The sequence below is a fragment of the Paenibacillus sp. EKM10P genome (assembly GCF_011800655.1).
In the GTDB taxonomy this organism is placed as follows: Bacteria; Bacillota; Bacilli; order Paenibacillales; family Paenibacillaceae; genus Paenibacillus; species Paenibacillus polymyxa.
The window spans coordinates 399,011-414,786 of record NZ_JAALET010000001.1; the positions used below are offsets into that span (position 1 = coordinate 399,011).

The 15,776-nt window shown below is 39.4% G+C and carries 28 protein-coding genes; 18 read left to right on the forward strand and 10 right to left on the reverse strand.

Translation table 11 applies throughout. The features are described 5' to 3' along the window. Nucleotides 1-549, forward strand: coding sequence for a phage holin, LLH family (locus HFE01_RS01680; RefSeq protein WP_167438785.1), 549 nt, complete (start codon nucleotides 1-3; stop codon nucleotides 547-549). A 44-nt stretch (nucleotides 550-593) separates the two neighbouring features. Here HFE01_RS01680 and HFE01_RS01685 read toward each other — a convergent pair whose 3' ends face one another. Next, nucleotides 594-1,289, reverse strand: a complete 696-nt coding sequence (locus HFE01_RS01685; protein ID WP_167438784.1) for a hypothetical protein — start codon at nucleotides 1,287-1,289, stop codon at nucleotides 594-596. 298 nt (nucleotides 1,290-1,587) lie between these two features. Between HFE01_RS01685 and HFE01_RS01690 the strand changes: the two genes are divergently transcribed. Together HFE01_RS01690 and HFE01_RS01695 are read left to right on the forward strand one after the other, a co-directional pair. Beyond that, nucleotides 1,588-1,932 (forward strand): hypothetical protein, encoded by a 345-nt coding sequence (locus HFE01_RS01690; RefSeq protein WP_167438783.1) that lies wholly within the window; start codon nucleotides 1,588-1,590, stop codon nucleotides 1,930-1,932. A gap of 138 nt (nucleotides 1,933-2,070) precedes the next feature. Beyond that, nucleotides 2,071-2,517, forward strand: a complete 447-nt coding sequence (locus HFE01_RS01695; RefSeq protein ID WP_167438782.1) for a NucA/NucB deoxyribonuclease domain-containing protein — start codon at nucleotides 2,071-2,073, stop codon at nucleotides 2,515-2,517. Nucleotides 2,518-2,636: 119 nt separating this feature from the next. Here HFE01_RS01695 and HFE01_RS01700 read toward each other — a convergent pair whose 3' ends face one another. After that, a complete protein-coding gene (locus tag HFE01_RS01700; protein WP_167438781.1) occupies nucleotides 2,637-3,089 on the reverse strand; it encodes a hypothetical protein in 453 nt (150 codons plus the stop codon). 243 nt (nucleotides 3,090-3,332) lie between these two features. Between HFE01_RS01700 and HFE01_RS01705 the strand changes: the two genes are divergently transcribed. Together HFE01_RS01705 and HFE01_RS01710 are read left to right on the forward strand one after the other, a co-directional pair. Further along, nucleotides 3,333-4,742, forward strand: coding sequence for a helix-turn-helix domain-containing protein (locus tag HFE01_RS01705; RefSeq protein WP_167438780.1), 1,410 nt, complete (start codon nucleotides 3,333-3,335; stop codon nucleotides 4,740-4,742). A gap of 188 nt (nucleotides 4,743-4,930) precedes the next feature. Continuing rightward, nucleotides 4,931-5,164 (forward strand): hypothetical protein, encoded by a 234-nt coding sequence (locus tag HFE01_RS01710; RefSeq protein WP_167438779.1) that lies wholly within the window; start codon nucleotides 4,931-4,933, stop codon nucleotides 5,162-5,164. 25 nt (nucleotides 5,165-5,189) lie between these two features. Here the strand turns inward: HFE01_RS01710 and HFE01_RS01715 are convergent, their stop codons facing one another. After that, the gene (locus tag HFE01_RS01715; RefSeq protein WP_167438778.1) at nucleotides 5,190-6,071 is read right to left on the reverse strand and encodes a hypothetical protein; all 882 of its coding nucleotides are present in this window, start codon (nucleotides 6,069-6,071) and stop codon (nucleotides 5,190-5,192) included. A 233-nt stretch (nucleotides 6,072-6,304) separates the two neighbouring features. Here HFE01_RS01715 and HFE01_RS01720 point away from each other — a divergent pair, with 233 nt between their 5' ends. After that, complete coding sequence (locus HFE01_RS01720; RefSeq protein ID WP_279287971.1) at nucleotides 6,305-6,730, forward strand: NucA/NucB deoxyribonuclease domain-containing protein; 426 nt, start codon at nucleotides 6,305-6,307, stop codon at nucleotides 6,728-6,730. Nucleotides 6,731-6,776: 46 nt separating this feature from the next. Here HFE01_RS01720 and HFE01_RS01725 read toward each other — a convergent pair whose 3' ends face one another. From HFE01_RS01725 to HFE01_RS27505, 5 genes are all read right to left on the reverse strand, one after another. Then, nucleotides 6,777-6,977, reverse strand: coding sequence for a hypothetical protein (locus HFE01_RS01725; protein WP_167438777.1), 201 nt, complete (start codon nucleotides 6,975-6,977; stop codon nucleotides 6,777-6,779). Nucleotides 6,978-6,989: 12 nt separating this feature from the next. After that, nucleotides 6,990-7,193 (reverse strand): hypothetical protein, encoded by a 204-nt coding sequence (locus tag HFE01_RS01730; RefSeq protein WP_167438776.1) that lies wholly within the window; start codon nucleotides 7,191-7,193, stop codon nucleotides 6,990-6,992. 133 nt (nucleotides 7,194-7,326) lie between these two features. Next, nucleotides 7,327-7,761, reverse strand: coding sequence for a hypothetical protein (locus HFE01_RS01735; RefSeq protein WP_167438775.1), 435 nt, complete (start codon nucleotides 7,759-7,761; stop codon nucleotides 7,327-7,329). Between the two features lie 261 nt (nucleotides 7,762-8,022). Next, on the reverse strand, nucleotides 8,023-8,148 hold the full coding sequence (locus HFE01_RS27500; RefSeq protein ID WP_258012385.1) for a hypothetical protein: 126 nt from the start codon (nucleotides 8,146-8,148) through the stop codon (nucleotides 8,023-8,025). A 107-nt stretch (nucleotides 8,149-8,255) separates the two neighbouring features. Then, a complete protein-coding gene (locus tag HFE01_RS27505; RefSeq protein WP_256704534.1) occupies nucleotides 8,256-8,390 on the reverse strand; it encodes a hypothetical protein in 135 nt (44 codons plus the stop codon). A gap of 124 nt (nucleotides 8,391-8,514) precedes the next feature. On the opposite strand from HFE01_RS27505, the gene HFE01_RS01740 reads away from it, so the two are divergent. The 3 genes from HFE01_RS01740 (at nucleotide 8,515) to HFE01_RS01745 (ending at nucleotide 9,454) form a co-directional block, all read left to right on the forward strand. Then, on the forward strand, nucleotides 8,515-8,676 hold the full coding sequence (locus HFE01_RS01740; RefSeq protein WP_167438774.1) for a hypothetical protein: 162 nt from the start codon (nucleotides 8,515-8,517) through the stop codon (nucleotides 8,674-8,676). A gap of 124 nt (nucleotides 8,677-8,800) precedes the next feature. Then, nucleotides 8,801-8,914 carry a putative holin-like toxin gene (locus HFE01_RS27135; protein WP_010347020.1) on the forward strand — a complete coding sequence of 38 codons (114 nt, stop codon included), beginning with the start codon at nucleotides 8,801-8,803 and terminating at the stop codon, nucleotides 8,912-8,914. 267 nt (nucleotides 8,915-9,181) lie between these two features. Next, on the forward strand, nucleotides 9,182-9,454 hold the full coding sequence (locus HFE01_RS01745) for a hypothetical protein (protein WP_167438773.1): 273 nt from the start codon (nucleotides 9,182-9,184) through the stop codon (nucleotides 9,452-9,454). 27 nt (nucleotides 9,455-9,481) lie between these two features. Here HFE01_RS01745 and HFE01_RS27140 read toward each other — a convergent pair whose 3' ends face one another. Then, nucleotides 9,482-10,366, reverse strand: coding sequence for a DUF3862 domain-containing protein (locus HFE01_RS27140; protein ID WP_243208117.1), 885 nt, complete (start codon nucleotides 10,364-10,366; stop codon nucleotides 9,482-9,484). A 161-nt stretch (nucleotides 10,367-10,527) separates the two neighbouring features. Between HFE01_RS27140 and HFE01_RS01755 the strand changes: the two genes are divergently transcribed. The 5 genes from HFE01_RS01755 to HFE01_RS01775 all read left to right on the forward strand — a co-directional run bounded on the left by HFE01_RS01755 (nucleotide 10,528) and on the right by HFE01_RS01775 (nucleotide 12,680). Then, on the forward strand, nucleotides 10,528-10,860 hold the full coding sequence (locus HFE01_RS01755; protein ID WP_167438772.1) for a YolD-like family protein: 333 nt from the start codon (nucleotides 10,528-10,530) through the stop codon (nucleotides 10,858-10,860). Nucleotides 10,861-10,984: 124 nt separating this feature from the next. After that, the gene (locus tag HFE01_RS01760) at nucleotides 10,985-11,617 is read left to right on the forward strand and encodes a hypothetical protein (RefSeq protein ID WP_181955907.1); all 633 of its coding nucleotides are present in this window, start codon (nucleotides 10,985-10,987) and stop codon (nucleotides 11,615-11,617) included. Next, nucleotides 11,595-12,149: an accessory gene regulator ArgB-like protein gene (locus HFE01_RS01765; RefSeq protein WP_167438770.1), complete on the forward strand. Its 555-nt coding sequence runs from the start codon at nucleotides 11,595-11,597 to the stop codon at nucleotides 12,147-12,149. The genes HFE01_RS01760 and HFE01_RS01765 overlap by 23 nt, the downstream gene beginning before the upstream one ends. Next, nucleotides 12,127-12,273 carry a cyclic lactone autoinducer peptide gene (locus tag HFE01_RS01770; protein ID WP_167438769.1) on the forward strand — a complete coding sequence of 49 codons (147 nt, stop codon included), beginning with the start codon at nucleotides 12,127-12,129 and terminating at the stop codon, nucleotides 12,271-12,273. Before HFE01_RS01765 ends, HFE01_RS01770 begins: the two co-directional genes overlap by 23 nt. Nucleotides 12,274-12,287: 14 nt before the next feature. Further along, nucleotides 12,288-12,680 carry a LytTR family transcriptional regulator DNA-binding domain-containing protein gene (locus tag HFE01_RS01775; protein ID WP_167438768.1) on the forward strand — a complete coding sequence of 131 codons (393 nt, stop codon included), beginning with the start codon at nucleotides 12,288-12,290 and terminating at the stop codon, nucleotides 12,678-12,680. Between the two features lie 260 nt (nucleotides 12,681-12,940). On the opposite strand, the gene HFE01_RS27730 is transcribed toward HFE01_RS01775, so the two are convergent. After that, nucleotides 12,941-13,165: a helix-turn-helix domain-containing protein gene (locus tag HFE01_RS27730; RefSeq protein WP_414004470.1), complete on the reverse strand. Its 225-nt coding sequence runs from the start codon at nucleotides 13,163-13,165 to the stop codon at nucleotides 12,941-12,943. A gap of 71 nt (nucleotides 13,166-13,236) precedes the next feature. Between HFE01_RS27730 and HFE01_RS01785 the strand changes: the two genes are divergently transcribed. The 4 genes from HFE01_RS01785 (at nucleotide 13,237) to HFE01_RS26940 (ending at nucleotide 15,760) form a co-directional block, all read left to right on the forward strand. After that, nucleotides 13,237-13,491 carry an oxidoreductase gene (locus tag HFE01_RS01785; RefSeq protein WP_181955908.1) on the forward strand — a complete coding sequence of 85 codons (255 nt, stop codon included), beginning with the start codon at nucleotides 13,237-13,239 and terminating at the stop codon, nucleotides 13,489-13,491. A gap of 320 nt (nucleotides 13,492-13,811) precedes the next feature. Further along, a complete protein-coding gene (locus HFE01_RS01790; RefSeq protein WP_016821195.1) occupies nucleotides 13,812-14,435 on the forward strand; it encodes a LysE family translocator in 624 nt (207 codons plus the stop codon). 249 nt (nucleotides 14,436-14,684) lie between these two features. Then, nucleotides 14,685-15,392 (forward strand): BclA C-terminal domain-containing protein, encoded by a 708-nt coding sequence (locus tag HFE01_RS27510; RefSeq protein ID WP_167438767.1) that lies wholly within the window; start codon nucleotides 14,685-14,687, stop codon nucleotides 15,390-15,392. 140 nt (nucleotides 15,393-15,532) lie between these two features. Continuing rightward, nucleotides 15,533-15,760, forward strand: coding sequence for a hypothetical protein (locus HFE01_RS26940; RefSeq protein ID WP_243208118.1), 228 nt, complete (start codon nucleotides 15,533-15,535; stop codon nucleotides 15,758-15,760). Nucleotides 15,761-15,776 lie beyond the last annotated feature (16 nt).

Sequence of the window (15,776 nt, forward strand, 5' to 3'; positions counted from 1 at the left end):
ATGCAAACAATTATCGAAACTGTACAGCCTTATGTAAATACCATTGTCACAGCCGCTGTGGGTGTGCTTACAGCATTTGTTTTAGGAGGTCTGAACAAACTCAAGACTAAGGTTAACGTGTGGTTAGAGGCGCGTACAACGGCAGCACAACGTGAGGTAATCCATAAAGTAGCAGGGGAGGCATTCGCACTAGCTCAGACTACGTTTAAAGATGCTGGCGGGGTTCGAAAGATGCAAGAGGCTTTACAATATGCATCCTTGCGACTGACAGAACAAGGGATTGTGGTATCGCCTACGGAGTTGCAAGCAGCGATTGAGAAGGCATATCTGGAGTATAAGACCAAAACAAAAGCAGTACTCGCTACTGAAGCACAGCCAAATGAGGAGGAGGCACAGGTAGCAGCTAAGGAGGCTGTATCGGGTCTGGCTGCAAAGCTTAATGATTTCTTGGTTCAGGCTACGGCAGAGGTAACGCCAGGTGTTCTAGTTCACCCTGAACCAGAGCCTGTTCCGGCACCAGAGTCAGTACATGCGCCTGCTGCTGAATAAGACTAATACGGCAACAGTAAGCAAATAGGAGCAAGAAGAACGCCCTAATTAGTAGAAGGGCGTTCTTCTATAAAGTAAGTTATTTTTACTATATGTCTACGATTTAATAATATTTCAGTATTATTAAGGTCATCCATACTTACTATATAGTCACCTTTTTTCGTAATGGTAATTAATCTGACTTTTAATAATTCCTCATTTATCATCTCAATGTTTAAGTATACATTTTCAAAAAATGACCTAATTTTTTCTTCTAGTATTTTGTTTAACATAAAAATAAACAAGTATGAAAGAGCATATCCTATGTAAATTACCATAAGAATAAACAAAAGTGAATGAGAAAAAATAGATTTTGGGTTTTGATAAAATTCCAGCGAAAGATTAATTAAATAAAAATACATCATTATCAACCATAAAACTATAACAATTAAGTTGGATCGTCTGTTGAATACTACTTTATCCTCCTCGTTATTTCTATCCTCTTTTTTATTCTTATTTTTATAAAAAATTATCATAGCGACATGAATAAGAAATACCAATGTTGTTGCTAAATAAGAATTTACGTATTTTGATAACATAAACGATGCTGTAATTATCAATAGCAAAAAAAAGGGAATTAATGTCCAACTACTTAGTTTTCGTTTTAGTTTATATTTATTCTCCATTTTCTCAATCATACTTATGTTTGTATCTAAAAAATTTACGGCCTTAATTATCGTTCCTAAATTTGAAAAAATCATTATCCGAGCCCCTCACATGGATTAAAAATGAATTAAATTAAGATGTATTTTACAAGCAATTCGACAGAAACACTGATTTTTCCTTCTAACTTTACAGAACCAACCAAACGAATTATACTGATAACAACACATACGGAAGCACCGTTGTGCAATCCAAACCCATAGGGGCACTTTACTGACTCAAGTTGGTGAGGTGTCTTTTATTTATGAAGCCTTAAATTTATTTTCCAGAAAATTCTTGACAAATTCATATGTGGTAAATTATAGTAAGCCTATATCTGAGAAAAGGGGACTTATTATGAAGAAAATGTTTATTTCATTATTTTTAGGAGTGCTTATAACAACTGGTTTAGCTGTATCAAGCTTCTCTTCTTTTGCATCAGTTGCTGATGCAAAACCGCTTAGGTATACAGTTACTCTTCATCCGAATGAGACTTATCAATTAGGATATGGTCCAGGTTATTGGTACTACATGGGGAGTGGAAAATCAAATGATTTTACAGTATCCCCAAGAGGGCTTATTAAAATATATCCAGACCCAGAAAATATTTCTGTTGGAGATGGAGCATATGCTGGTGAGATATCGACTGTTGATAGATTTGGTGGTGAAGTGGAAACAGTAACGATTAGAATTAAATACTAATATTGTATCTAATAAGTCTTATTTTCGTTTATAAACAATTTCACACGTAAGAAAACAACGCTCTTCAATCCGAAAGCATCGGTAGCACTCTGCTGGCTCAAGCCGGTGGGGTGTTTTTACGTTTAGGGAGGTTTACATATGTTTAGGTGGATATTTACCGTACTAATTACAATCCTATTAGCTGGCTGCAGCGTACAACAGGAAGTTGTAAAGACCGCTAAGAGCGACCCTGTAGCCGTTCCGGTAACGCAGGTATCTGCCGATACGGTCAAGCTGGAGTTTCCGTCAGCCAAGTACCCAGAAACGGCCCAGCACATCAAGGAAGCCATTCAGGCGGGAAAATCACCAGTATGCACCATAGACCGCGAGGGAGCCGACCGTAATCGCGAGCTGTCCCTAAAGGGTGTGCCTACCAAGAAGGGCAAAGATCGAGATGAATGGCCTATGGCGATGTGCTCCGAAGGTGGAGAGGGTGCAGACATTAAGTACATAAGTCCAAAGGATAACCGTGGAGCTGGATCGTGGGTCGGTCACAAATTAGATAAGTATGAGGATGGAACAAAAGTTGAATTTATCATTAAATAATGAAAAGCCCAGCTATTCCACTAAGGTTAGCTGGGCTTTTGCTAGACACTAAGTATGGCAACATTGTATTCATACAGAGTCTCGGATATAACTCCAAGATGCTCCCTGCTTGAGGTTGGTTAGTTAATGTCTGATGGGTACTGACCGGTAGTACCCCAAGCTTCGCCTTCAACTCTGTTACCGCCAGCTCGGAATTGAATTACGTAATCCCCTGATGGCATCCCGTTAGGGTATGAATTAAGACTAGTCCACGTTAATGTATCACCTTTGCCAACAGTTTTATTAAGGTATTCTCTCCCGTTACCCTGCAAGCTCCACGAAATTGTGTTGCTTCCTGTATTCTTCACTTTAATCTTTACATGTCCATAACCTTTTTTGACAGTAAACTCCATCGTCGGACTTGTCCCGCCAAGAACCTCATGTACTTCTTGACCAGTCGACTGGATAACTATACCTCCATGCCCCTTTGGTAATTCAACCCCCATAAATGGTGTGGCGGAAGCAGCCAGCGGAGCTACTGCCGTAAGAGCCAACAGACCTGTAAGAATGATTGCTGTGTTTTTAAACTTCATCAAAACCGTCCTCCCGAATGGTATAATTTGTACTACTGACCAATCATAGCACATAAAAAGGAATAAAATGTACTTTCATATTAACAAAATGGTAAAAAAATATTAATATTCGAAAATGCATATTTCATTTGAATATTGCATGACAAATATTTCAAAACTTATTGACAACTGTTAAATTATCGACAACAATAGATTGCAATAATATAAAAGTTTTGGAATTTCTGTATGAAGGGTGGATATGGCATGAAGCATACACCTACGATTCGAGCAGAATTAGATAGTTACCTACAACAAAAGGGTTTGAGTTTAGCGCAATTTGGACAACTTGCAGGCATGAATAGGGGAATAATAAGTGCTATTGTGACAGGGAATAAGTCAATGTCTGTTAACCAGCTTGACCGAATCACTGAGGCTATGTGTTTGCCAGAGGGAGAGTTTTACGATCTGTTTATAGAAAACTTCATTATCGACCATCCTCCGAATATGAGGCGTATCGAGCCGTTTTTGTTTCGCTGTGCGGAGTTGGACAAGTTGGATGCAATCCGTCGAGTGGTGGGAGCCATCATGGACAATCTACTGTATTCGCCTAAACTATTTGAAATTGCAGAAGAATTATTGTCGCAGGGGAAAAATGAGGCTGCTTTGATACTCTATGAGGGAGTATCTGAAACAGAGAGATATCAACATTCTGAACGTTTGGCAATCTGCCAATATCGTATATTCACAATCAAAATTGGTGATGATCAAAGCCAAAATGTTAGGGCAGCAGCTGTTTTTGAAGCTTTTGTCGAACGACTGGATGAAATAGACCAGCTTGACGCATTGAAGGATTTGGCTAATGTATACAGGTCTTTGCGTAAATGGGACAAGGTTGACGAAATGGCGAGGAAAATGAGAGCCAAGGCAGAAATCCAATATTCAATGAAACATGAACAACGGAGTCGAGAGTGGGATGAGTCTGTCAATAAGCTAAGTCGCCCGTTGTTTGTATATATTTCCTATGCTGACTTGTTGTGTGCAAGTGTATGTGAAGCCCAAGGCGATTATCAACAAGCTCTACAATATACATATGCCTACGCTGATTTAGGTTGGGTTAAAGAGACGGATGAGACCACCCAACACTGGATTGGATTGTTCCAAAACTGGGAAGAATGCAATATTTATGTTAATACACTCCTGTCTGGGGATATAAGTGTACTTTCGGATTATGTAGAATACATTGCTGCCTCAAAGGTCGATAATGAAATGGTTACTAAATTGTTGAACTTAATACTTGCTGCTAATCGGTACCAGTTAGACGTGAATGATATACTTAAACGGTTTGAAATGATTATTGATTCTTTTGTGCAGCAGTCGTCATCTGATATGTATACGAAACAAGTTATACCAGAACAGTATGCACGTTTGAGTTATGAGTTAGCGTATTATCATTTACATCGAGGTACATACGACGATGGCTTCAAATACTTGATGTATTCAATGGTAAGTTATCATACACTAAATAATGAGAGTAATTATATAAACTGTATGGGGCTGTTTGAGCATTTCCGTACTCATGCGGTTCCTGAAACAATGCAAAAACTCTCAAAATTCATTGAAAAGGTGTGGTTAGATAATGTTAAAGAAAATGGTACTGCTAATCATTGCGGCTAGCTTTTTGTTTATTGGTACTATACCTGTTCAGTCGAATAACCATAGCCAATTCGTACAATTGTTTGACCAAGTTGGCGGTGCTTAAACGTAAGTAAAGCAAATACCCGCTAACCTTAACTGGTCGGCGGGTTTATACAATTAAGGGGTTTCTACACAATCCATTAATTACCTATCCTGAGGTGATCAGCATGAACCATACATATAAAGTGTTAAAGTCGGATATCGAACTATTTGCAGCTGCATTAAGCCAGGTAAAGGTATACGTTGTTCAGTCGTTAGGTGAGGATTTGATTGATATCGTGGATTACGGTGGAGCAGTTGAGAAAATTACACCGGAGTCGATTAGAATTAACGGAATTTATTTCTTCCGTAATCAGTTTGAATTTAGAGTAGATGTGAAAAAGGACTCCGCTGGTATGTAACCAGTATGGAGTCCTTTGTTGTCTTTTATTTAGTTGAATACTCACTTACTTCAAACGTAAGGATTTTGTTGAAGATTACGTAGTCTTTGCGGTTGCTGAATGGACCTTTGTTGTTATTGTGCTTATCAATGGCAAAGAATGAAGGACCTCTACCAGCATCTTTAGCGTCATACCAAGCGATGAATGCACTGAGTTCTTTTTTACTTAGATCGAATTCTTTATCAAATCCATTGTCCATTGTTACAGTCAGAATAGCGCGGTCACCAGTTGGTTGTGATGGTTCGGTTGGTTCAGTTGGTTCTGTAGGTTTAGACGGATCAGGATTAGGACTTGGTGTTGGATTTGGTGTTGGATTTGGTGTCGGATCAGGATTTGGAGTTGGATCTACAGGCACAGGGTCCACAGGAGTCGGATTTATAAGATTGAATGGTTTTAAAGTTCCTTCAATATCCACACCATAGAAGAAAATATAGTTGGTACCGTTATTTTTTAATTCGAATGAGTGTTCACCTGGACTTAAATCCGTTTTTTCAAACATCATTTTTTTCTGGTATACTTCAGGACCAGAAAGGTTAATTTTACCAACAACTTGACCGTCGATTATAACATCATTACTAGATGATCCAGATGACCATGTAGTGGATATATATCGGATTTTAGAACCAGTAAAATTAAATTTAATACCCGTATCCTTATTACCGAGTGTAGAATTATAAGATTTTGAACTTGAATCTAGCGTCCATTTTCCACCTAAATATGTTATCTCACTTGAGTCGTAATTATATCTTGTCCAACCTTGCTCGGGTTGCACTAATACTGTCCCAATACTTGTAGCAGCAAAAGTGGGTGAAACGATAAATAATGCGAAAAACATGGAAAGTAAGAGTGGGATAAAAATCTTTTTCATTTATATTCTCCTTTGAGTTAATTTACTTACCAAGAATACAGAAGAACAAAAGGTATGTCCAAACATTAATGTCTATATATTCAAAATAAAGTTTAATAGTGGATTTTAATTTTCACGCTCTCTAAGTTCACTATATATTTGAAAGGTTTTTTTGTTTTGCGACAAGCTATGCGATACTTCGACATGACTCTCCAATTAGTATAAAGAAGATTTAAATACTATGGAGGTGTCGTATGATAAAAGTGATCGCAAAAGGATTAATCATATTTTTATTAGCTGCTATTTTTTCCGTTCAGGGTGTTTATGCTGAACCGGCGGTAATCAGCCAACAAGCAGCTGGGTATACGTTGGAGTTCCCAAGTTCACGTTACCCTGAAACCGGAGCACACATTAGAGATGCAATCGCAGCTGGACATTCTGCTGTATGTACCATTGATCGAGATGGGGCAGAGGAGAATAGAAAGGAGTCTCTAAAGGGCTATCCAACTAAAAAGGGATATGACCGTGACGAGTGGCCAATGGCAATGTGCGCCGAAGGTGGCACAGGTGCTGATATCAGATACATAACCCCTAGTGATAACCGGGGAGCAGGATCATGGGTAAGTCATCAGTTAGATAAGTATGCTGATGGGACTAAAGTGAAGTTTATTGTTAAATAGTAAAAAGCTCTGCTAACCTTAATTGGTCGGCAGAGCTTTTTTAACTTTATGGCGTTTTCATATCGTCAGACTCAGATTTATTTTGATCCGCTGCTTCCATTTCGTATAAAGAGTGTAATTCTTCAATTTTCCTCCAAATGGATAGTTCTTCTGGAGAAAACCCACGATGATATTTCAGACGATCTCGTAAATCATCCCTCAAAATGAGCATTTCCCAAGGTGTTAACTCTAAATTATAGGGCCCCATAACCGCACCTTCCTACTTGAACAACTTACCAATCGCTTTAAATATATCAAAAGTTTTGCGATTGTACACCTTATTGTATGCCGCCTTACGTGGGTTGCGGAGCCATCCCCAGCCCCGAGGCATCTTTAGTCCTGCACGGTGTACAATCTGCCGTTTGAGGCTGGTACGAGCTGCTATACGCTTGTTTAGGCTGGGTTTACGTGGGCCATATTTCATTCTCTGTCCCTCCATACCTTTACAGCCACGTATACCGATACGAGGACCGCAGCTACACTGACCACCATACTCAACGTTGCCATACGGTTACCTCCTTTTAGAAAATTGGATTGAAATATATCTCAGGTGGATACTAACTATATTGAATTGCAGGAACTTTACAGTTATTTAGAGCCCATTCAAACCAAAATTCATACCAAGTCAATTTGGCCAAAATATCGTCCTCGTTCTCGCGCCATCCCGCAATACTTTTAGGGTGCTCCGTAATCCATTGTTCCTTCGCTCGCTGGATTATCTTTAGGTCATCTTCTTTGATTAAAGTTGTGGCCGTGCTGTCGAAGTTGAAAAGCACATCTTTCAGACCAGTCGCATTCGCGAACCTCGCAAGCCCCGAACTGCTTGGATACGTGAAATTGCCCTTCCCAAGTAAGTCGGGAAACGGATCATTTTCTGGAAGTTCCCACACTGGTGCTTCAGCCACCTCCACACGTTCAATTTCGACAGTTATTTGCCCATCATTCTTATCTACATGTAATATCGCTTCGCCAATTCCAATATTGTATCCCATCTATAATACTCTCCTTTTAAAAATATAATCTAATTTTACCACATGTCCGTTCCCAAATTATCTAACGCATTCAGAAATCAGGCCTTCAGCCGATTGTATGTGCCAAAGCTTGTTATGTGAATTGGCTATTCTACAATTATTTATTTCTGAACACCTTAACCGCCACGTACATAGATACAACCAACGCCACAATGCTTATTGCCATTGTCACTGTCTCCATGAAATTACCTCCCTGTATTAGAGGGGCCGAAGCCCCGCATTTTACAGACCCACAAACTCACGAGCCGTCTTCATGCATCTAACAGCCTTCTCCATTGGTGTACATCCGGTTTTTACTCTTTCCGCAAATTTAGCACGAAGCCAAATGATAAATTGTTCGTTATTCATGCCTTCCTACCTCCCGCGTAAGACCGCCGCCAATTGTATATATCAAACCGTTATGTTAAGATTGGGTGGAGATGGCGCTGTACTAGCCGCCACCTCGGAAGGAATCCTTAACGTCTGCGCCGACCGCGTCGTTTGGTTCCTTTTTTCTTTGTCTTCTTACGGCTGGCGTTGTGTACATGGAGTACAGCCAATGCTGTAGCTAGTTGGATGATTGCCGTAATAAGGTTTACCCAATCTTTCATATGCTTTGTTCACCTCCTTACATATTCTATTTTACGGCATTTAAAATGCTTTGTAAATAGTTTTATTGAGTGTTGCAAAAATATTTTAAATGCTTTAAAATTCGCATAACAGGAGTGTGATTTTATGGCTGGAAGACCACCGAAAAAAGATAAGAAGATTAGAGAGGCTATCTATTTTGAGCCGGAATTGTTGGAATGGCTCCAAGAGAAGGCAGAGCAAGAGAAATGTACAGTAAGCGTGTTGGTAAATAGGATGACTGCACAAGCAAAAGAGCAGGAGGGATAAGGCCTCACTGCTCTTTTAAATAAAAAAAAGCCCTCGACATGAGGACTTGTGGTATAATCTGGATTGTGCGACAAAACGGCTATAAAGGGCGGTCGGCTAGTCTCCTGTAAAGGAGGTGATGCCTGTGGAGGTTAAGGATGCTCTGACATTAATGATGATGTTCGGTACGCTATTAGTAGCGCTGATCGGATTAATCGTTACGATTGTTATTGCGTTGAACCAAAACAAAAAGAAATAGACCGCCCCGTGGAAAGGTAAACGGTCTATTTCGTTGAACCAAAACACTGCCGACCGCTCTTATAGCGGTTAGTCGTGCAGTCGGGATCGGTTGTGGCCGATCCCTTTTTCTATTCTTATGTTAGCATATCCATTTTATTCAGGCAATGGGATTGCCTTCGTTGACTATATGAAATATAGAGCATGAGGGATGACCCTTCGTGCTCTTTTTTTGCCTTGAATAACGAACGCTTGTTTGCATATAATATTTGCAGAGGAGTGATCATATATGTTATCAGACATCGAACGTAAGTTGTTACGAATACTTTATAATTTTTTTGCACAACAGCGGCGTATGCCTACAATGCAGGAATTGGAGATTAAGACAGGAAGGCGTACAGAGGACATACGAGCCGGACTGCTGGCCCTTGAGAAGGACAATTATATTCTGTGGGATGATAAATCCTCTTTGCGGGATATCGTTATTATAGAGGGCTGGGAGCGTGGGCAGATCAGGCCTATGTCACCGGGAGATGCGACTAGATACTTCACGGAATATTAAAACCCCGGATTGCTCCGGGGCATGTTTTTATTCAAGACCAAATTGGGCTTTTGCTTGTAGTTTGTTACCTTGGAACGTGAAATTGGCATTTGCACCAAGTCCGCCCTCGCCTTGATATGAATACATTACAGTATAGTATTTGTCTCCCTTTTCACCAACCTCTGAAAGAGCTTCACCGGGACCACCAATAATTTTAGAAACTTCCTCATAAGTCATTCCATTTTTAATTTTGTTATATTTAGCTTTGGTAATAGTTCCGGAATTTTGCGGCTCTGCTACTGTACGACCCTCAATTTTTCCGTTATATAGTTTCCAGTTAGATTCACCCTTAACGCCACGCGAACCGAGTTCACCACTGAAAGAAACAATATCCCCTTGGTTCAGACCGTTTAATTCTGAACGGTCTGAAACTTTTACGATAACAACATCTCCGAGTTTTTTCTTTTCAGCGCTAATATCTGACCATGATTCGCCGTTGTAATCTGCTGGTTTACCGTAAACATAAAGACTGCTTGAGCCAGCTTCAATGACCACACCTGACCATTTCACAACTTGATTTCTTACACTGTCGAATGTTTCTCCCTGCTTGGAAACTGGCATTGCAAAGAGAGTAGATGAAAACTTATCAAAAGGAAGCGACGTGTCAATCAATGGCTTTTTAGCATCAGTCTGTTCCTTTTGCGCAGTAGTAACTTCTTTCTCTTTAACAGGCGTAGTAGCTACTGGTTTGGAATTAGTTTCGGTTGGTTTCTGTGTGTCTGCGACTGATATTCCAATAACAAATATTATGAAAGTAGCTAACCCAAAGAGAAACATCTTCTTAGCCTTGCCATTCTTTTTTATTAAAGCTATAGCCCACAAAACAAAAAACACAAAAAAAGCCAGCAAAGCAATCACAGCTATTGCAGTCATTACATAACCCCTATCTATTGGTAATATTATTATAAAAATAGTATATATGACCTAGGAATATTTTTCTAGTACAAAAGTTTTATAGATGGCAAATAAAATATCTTGTTAGGAACAAACGTTCGTAATATAATCGTTACATAATACATCAGGAGGCTACATACATGTCTAAAAAATTAGAAGGTAACGGTTTTTGGGAAAGCAGCCGGATTATCATACCAGAACATAAAGAGGCTTATCTGAAGCTCATGAAGGACCGACAACGGAGAGGAAAGCCAGAGCTAGACGATCAAGAGGTACAATTGATCGAACAGGCTTTAATAGAGTCTTACAATACACGTACAGTCGTCACAGTGACCGTATTTAGCCCGTTTGATGATACGGTTATGACTGGTGTAGTTACGTCAATTAACACCGCGCGCAGGGAGGTAAAACTGTTCCGGGGTGAGGATGATTTTAGTTGGATTAAGCTGGAGGATATTATATCCGCAGGCTGAAAATAATTACCTCACATAATACATAAATACTTCCATTTAACATGGTAATTGGATTGCCTCTAACAAGTAACAAATATAGAATTAAAGCATATTTGTTACCAATTATGTGAAGGGGTTATGTGTTATGTGGGAGCCTATTAGGTTCTTGCTTTTCTCGACTGTGGAAACATTCGCAGCATTCGTTTTAATGTTAACTATTTTTAGAGTTAGGGCTTTAGACTACGTATGGCCTGCATTGTTTATTGGATTGATAATGAATTTGCAAAGTTTCATTTTAAGGGAAGAAACGTCATTAGCTTTCTTTGCTCCAACCATAAACATTATATTGTTCACATTGTTGATAACAACTGTTGTTAGGATGCCGATTATCTGGGCAGCTATCATATCCATTACAGGCACATTTTTGTATACATTATTCCAAGCGGCGATTATATTAATGCTTTTCGGAACCTTGACAACAGAAATGCAGACTTCAGCAGAAGGATCGTTAGCACAAGCGGTAACCAGTGCATGGGTGTTAGCTATTTCGTGGTTCTTGTATAAATTTAAAATAGGCTTTACAGCAGATTATGAAAATCTACGTTTTAAGTGGGAGTATGTACTCGTTATTATCATAATAATAGGAGTATTAGCAGCTTGTGCATTTATGTTTTACGTCAATAATTTCTTTTTGAGTATTCTCTTTATTGCCTTAGCATCTGCCATGTTTTTGTATTATGCATTAAAAACGGAGCGTGATTACTATAAAAAGTCTTGACACCATCGCTCTTAATATTGCGACTCACATCAAAACAGTTGTCCCTGATCATCCTTCATCTATAGATGTTCTAAAACACGGGATATCCGTTGCGATCAATACAGTTTCAATTATTTTGCTGACTATTGGTATTTCATTTTTTACAGACAGAATGCAGGAAGCTTTGCTAGCGATGGTATCTTTTTCAATGTTGCGTCAAATAGTAGGAGGAATACATTTAAAGAGCAATATAGTGTGTATTGTTGTATCTACAGTTCTACTTACTGCTTTATCTTTCGCAAGCTTTAATTACAATTGGGTCGTTATTACGTCGATAATAAGTATTGTACTTATCTTGGTTTATGCGCCATCGAGGGTAGAGGGGAAGACGCGTATATCAAAACAGCACTATCCGTTGCTAAAGTTTATGGGAGTTGCAATTGTTGCTCTAAACCTGTGGTTGGCTTTTCCAGTAGTAGCTGCCAGTTTTTTCGTTCAGAGTTTAACACTAATAGAAGGAGGTGTGAAAAATGAAAAAAATCAAACCGAGTAAAGTGAAGGCTAGTATGTATTACAATATTGCTGCAATGTTGACAACACTTGCGGTTGCATCTGTGAGTACGGCAAGTCTGTCATGGATTCACAGTCCCGAACCACCGAAAGAATTGTTAAAGTAAGCGGGGAATGTTAAATGCTAAGTTTAACCGTATCAGCAGATCCTGGAGGAATAGAAAAAGGCGAAAATGTTCAAGTGGACAAAGTTCTTTTTATTTCTAAAGGAAGAAAGCGAGACCAGATACTGGTTCACACATTTGATAAAACATACTATATGGTAGGCACCTTGAGACATTGGGAGAACTTTTTGAATAGTAACGGATTTCGCTTTTTGAATGTGGATAGAAGTAACACTCTTAATGTAGAAAAAGTAAAGATTGTTAATGGTATCTTTAAAGATGCTTACTTTGAAGATGAAATAACAAAAACATCAAAAAGGTGTCCCATCGCTTATCACCGATTTGATGAGGTTGAAGAAATGGGCTTCATGAATTCCAAAATAATCTTCACAGGAGTTGCTACGAAATAGCGACTCTTTTTTTTGTCGAAAATAAGTGTCTTAAAATGTCGAATATTAAGAGACGTTCAGCGCCCGAATTTTTGTTGCCAAGCCCCTAATATTGGGATTTAATATAAAAGAGGGATATGTCTTTCTCAAGATAGTTGAAGTTAGTCATATGGTTGTAACTACATATAAAATCAATTGGAGGAGGGGAGAGAATAACAATTAATTTGACTCTTAGGCAAATTTAACGACGACGGGAGGGCCTAAGCCACCGCCGCTTGCCGTTAATCGTCTATCCACTCATGCAGTTCTTCCATGGTACACCCAAATTTTTGTGCTGCGCGAGCTGCTAAAGGGTAGGAAAAAAATCTATCCCCATCAATTATTCTTGTTATAAAGGATGGGGATACGCCTAAGTAGTTGGCGAGGTCAATCCGCTTCATCTTGTGTTCTTTAAGAAGACGCGGCAAACGGCTTCTCCCTGGACGGAGAGCCATGTTACACCTCATTGATAATGATTCACAGTGAGTATACAGGAAAAAAGGTTGCCAGTAAATAAATACATCGGGAGAGTGGTTTGATGACTGAACTTGGTGAAAGAAGAATTGAAGCGATTATGGAGACATGTGAACGTAGTGAAGATTTATTACACAAGAGACTTGCGGTTATCTTAAACGATCTACACGATGACTATAATGTTAGTGATGAAATTATTGAAGAGATTGAGAACTTGTACATTGTAAAAGGGGATATTTATTGCAGAACAGGTTACCGACAGGGATTCAAGGATGCTTCAAGAACAAGAGGGGATGTTAACACGTTAACCGAATGTTAACGCAATGTAGTATTTTCGGTTCTTATTAGTTCATAAATAGCACAGTATAAACCCTTTGTATTCATATGTTTTCATAAATAACACAGGTAAAAGCAGCATGGGCGGCATGATGTAATAAGGGCCTCAAAACCCTGTAATCCCGCTATTTAAAGGGCTCACGAGAGGGAGCCCTTTTCTATACCATTGCTACACCATGAGTGCTCATGTAGCTTGCAGCGGAGTTTCTGTAATTCGGCAGTTTACATCAATCATTTGCTCTAATAGCTTCTATACATATTGTGGTGTAGTATATATGCAAATTATCCAAAGGGGGAAGTTGTGTGGAGCTTCAAACTATATTAGCTTTTCTGGGAGCAGCAATTGTTCTCACCATTATGCCGGGTCCCGACAACGTGTTCACTCTGACACAGAGCATAGCAAAAGGTAGGAATGCAGGGATATTTACTACTTTAGGCCTTTGCACGGGATTGTTGGTTCATATTTTTGCAGCAACCTTCGGCCTCGCAGCAATAATTTATCAATCTTCCTTGGCATTTGCAGTAATCAAATACGCTGGAGCAGCTTATCTATTATTTTTGGCGTATAAGTCATTTAGAGCAAAAGATACGAGTTTTGAACTCAAGAGTGGTGATACCTTGAATTACAAATCATTGTATAAAAAAGGTGTCATCATGAATGTGTTGAATCCAAAAATATCACTTTTTTTCTTGGCTTTTCTTCCTCAGTTCGTAAACCAAGAAAGCGGTAATGTTTCTATTCAAATGCTAGTTCTTGGAGTGGTATTTTTAATACAAACTTTAGTGCTTTTTATTTTGATAAGTATTTTTGCTGGAAAAGTAGGCTCCTTTCTACGGAGAAATCCATCCTTTTCTAAAAAAATCAATTATATTCAAGGCTCGTTATTTACACTCATCGGCTTAAAAATCGCATTTACCCAAAAATAATAGAAGGTAGTACTTTTCAACCCAATCATTAAGGACTAGCTGTTGAGCTAGTCCTTTTTTTGTTGGAAAAGCATACAACACACGCCGAGAACAGGTGGGCGGTCACAGAGGTTTAAGATCATGACCAACGAGTTGGAGCATACGGACAGGCCTATGCCTATCTTTTCCTAGATGAAGTCAACAGCCCAATCTTTTTGGTTAATTGCACAATAAGCTAATTTGACTAGACTTTGGAGGTGACCATTAATTATGTTTAGACATTATTGTTGGCAAAAGAAAATGCATCGGAGAAAATTTAGAAGATGTTCAGTTAAAAAATTCAAAGTTTTGCCGAAGGTCATTGTTAAAGGAATTCAAGGGCCTCAAGGACCGCAGGGACCCCAGGGACTGCCAGGTCCACAGGGAGTTCCAGGTGCTCAAGGTCAGCAAGGGCTACAAGGTTTCCAAGGAATTCCTGGCCCTGCAGGGCCAGTAGGAGCAACGGGACCGGCAGGAGCAATAGGGCCAGCAGGACCAGCAGGAGCTACGGGGCCAGCAGGGCCTGCAGGCGTCGGGATATCAGACTTCTTAAGTGTTTTCAGAGCAGATCCTGGTACGGGGACTGACACAGTTCCGGGTAACTCACCCATTACCTTTACTGGGGTTTTAGCGAATGTTGGAGGTGCATTTACTTTCACTCCTCCATCTCCAACGATAACAATTAACGAGACGGGGAGCTATTTCATCTCATTTTCTATCCACAACCAAGGTAATGCGGACTTCAATCTCACTGTTAACGGAACTCCTGTAACACCATTACCTTTCTCAGGTAATGGTGGGGGACCTATCGCAGCTGAGGTTATAATAACCGTTACAACAGTTCCAACTACAATACAACTGGTAAATGCCAATGCAACTCCTGCTCAGTTGCACAATAATATTAATACAACTATGACAATATTAAAGTTGACGCCTTAATATTGTTGCTTAGTAGTAGCTTATTCAGTAAAAGGTTTAAGGTTTATGTCTTTTATCCGGTCAGTTTGTCTAATTATTCAGAGACCTGAGATATGGAAATGCCTAGAGAGAGAATCCCTGAACGGGACAAAGCCAGACAGATGTGGTTGGAGAGCAGCGGGGCGATGCGACTTAAGGACATCGCCGCTGCTCTTTCTGTTCCTGAAAAGTCTGGTTCACAAAGGGAAGTCTATGAACCGCTGGTAGGATACTTTGATTATTTTCTGTTTTCAAAAAAACATTATTTACAAAAAAATCTTATTTTCAGAAGATTCTTAAAATCGTACGAGTGGCGCATTAGCTTCAAAAGGATGAATGTTAGGTATTGAAATATAGCTGATAACG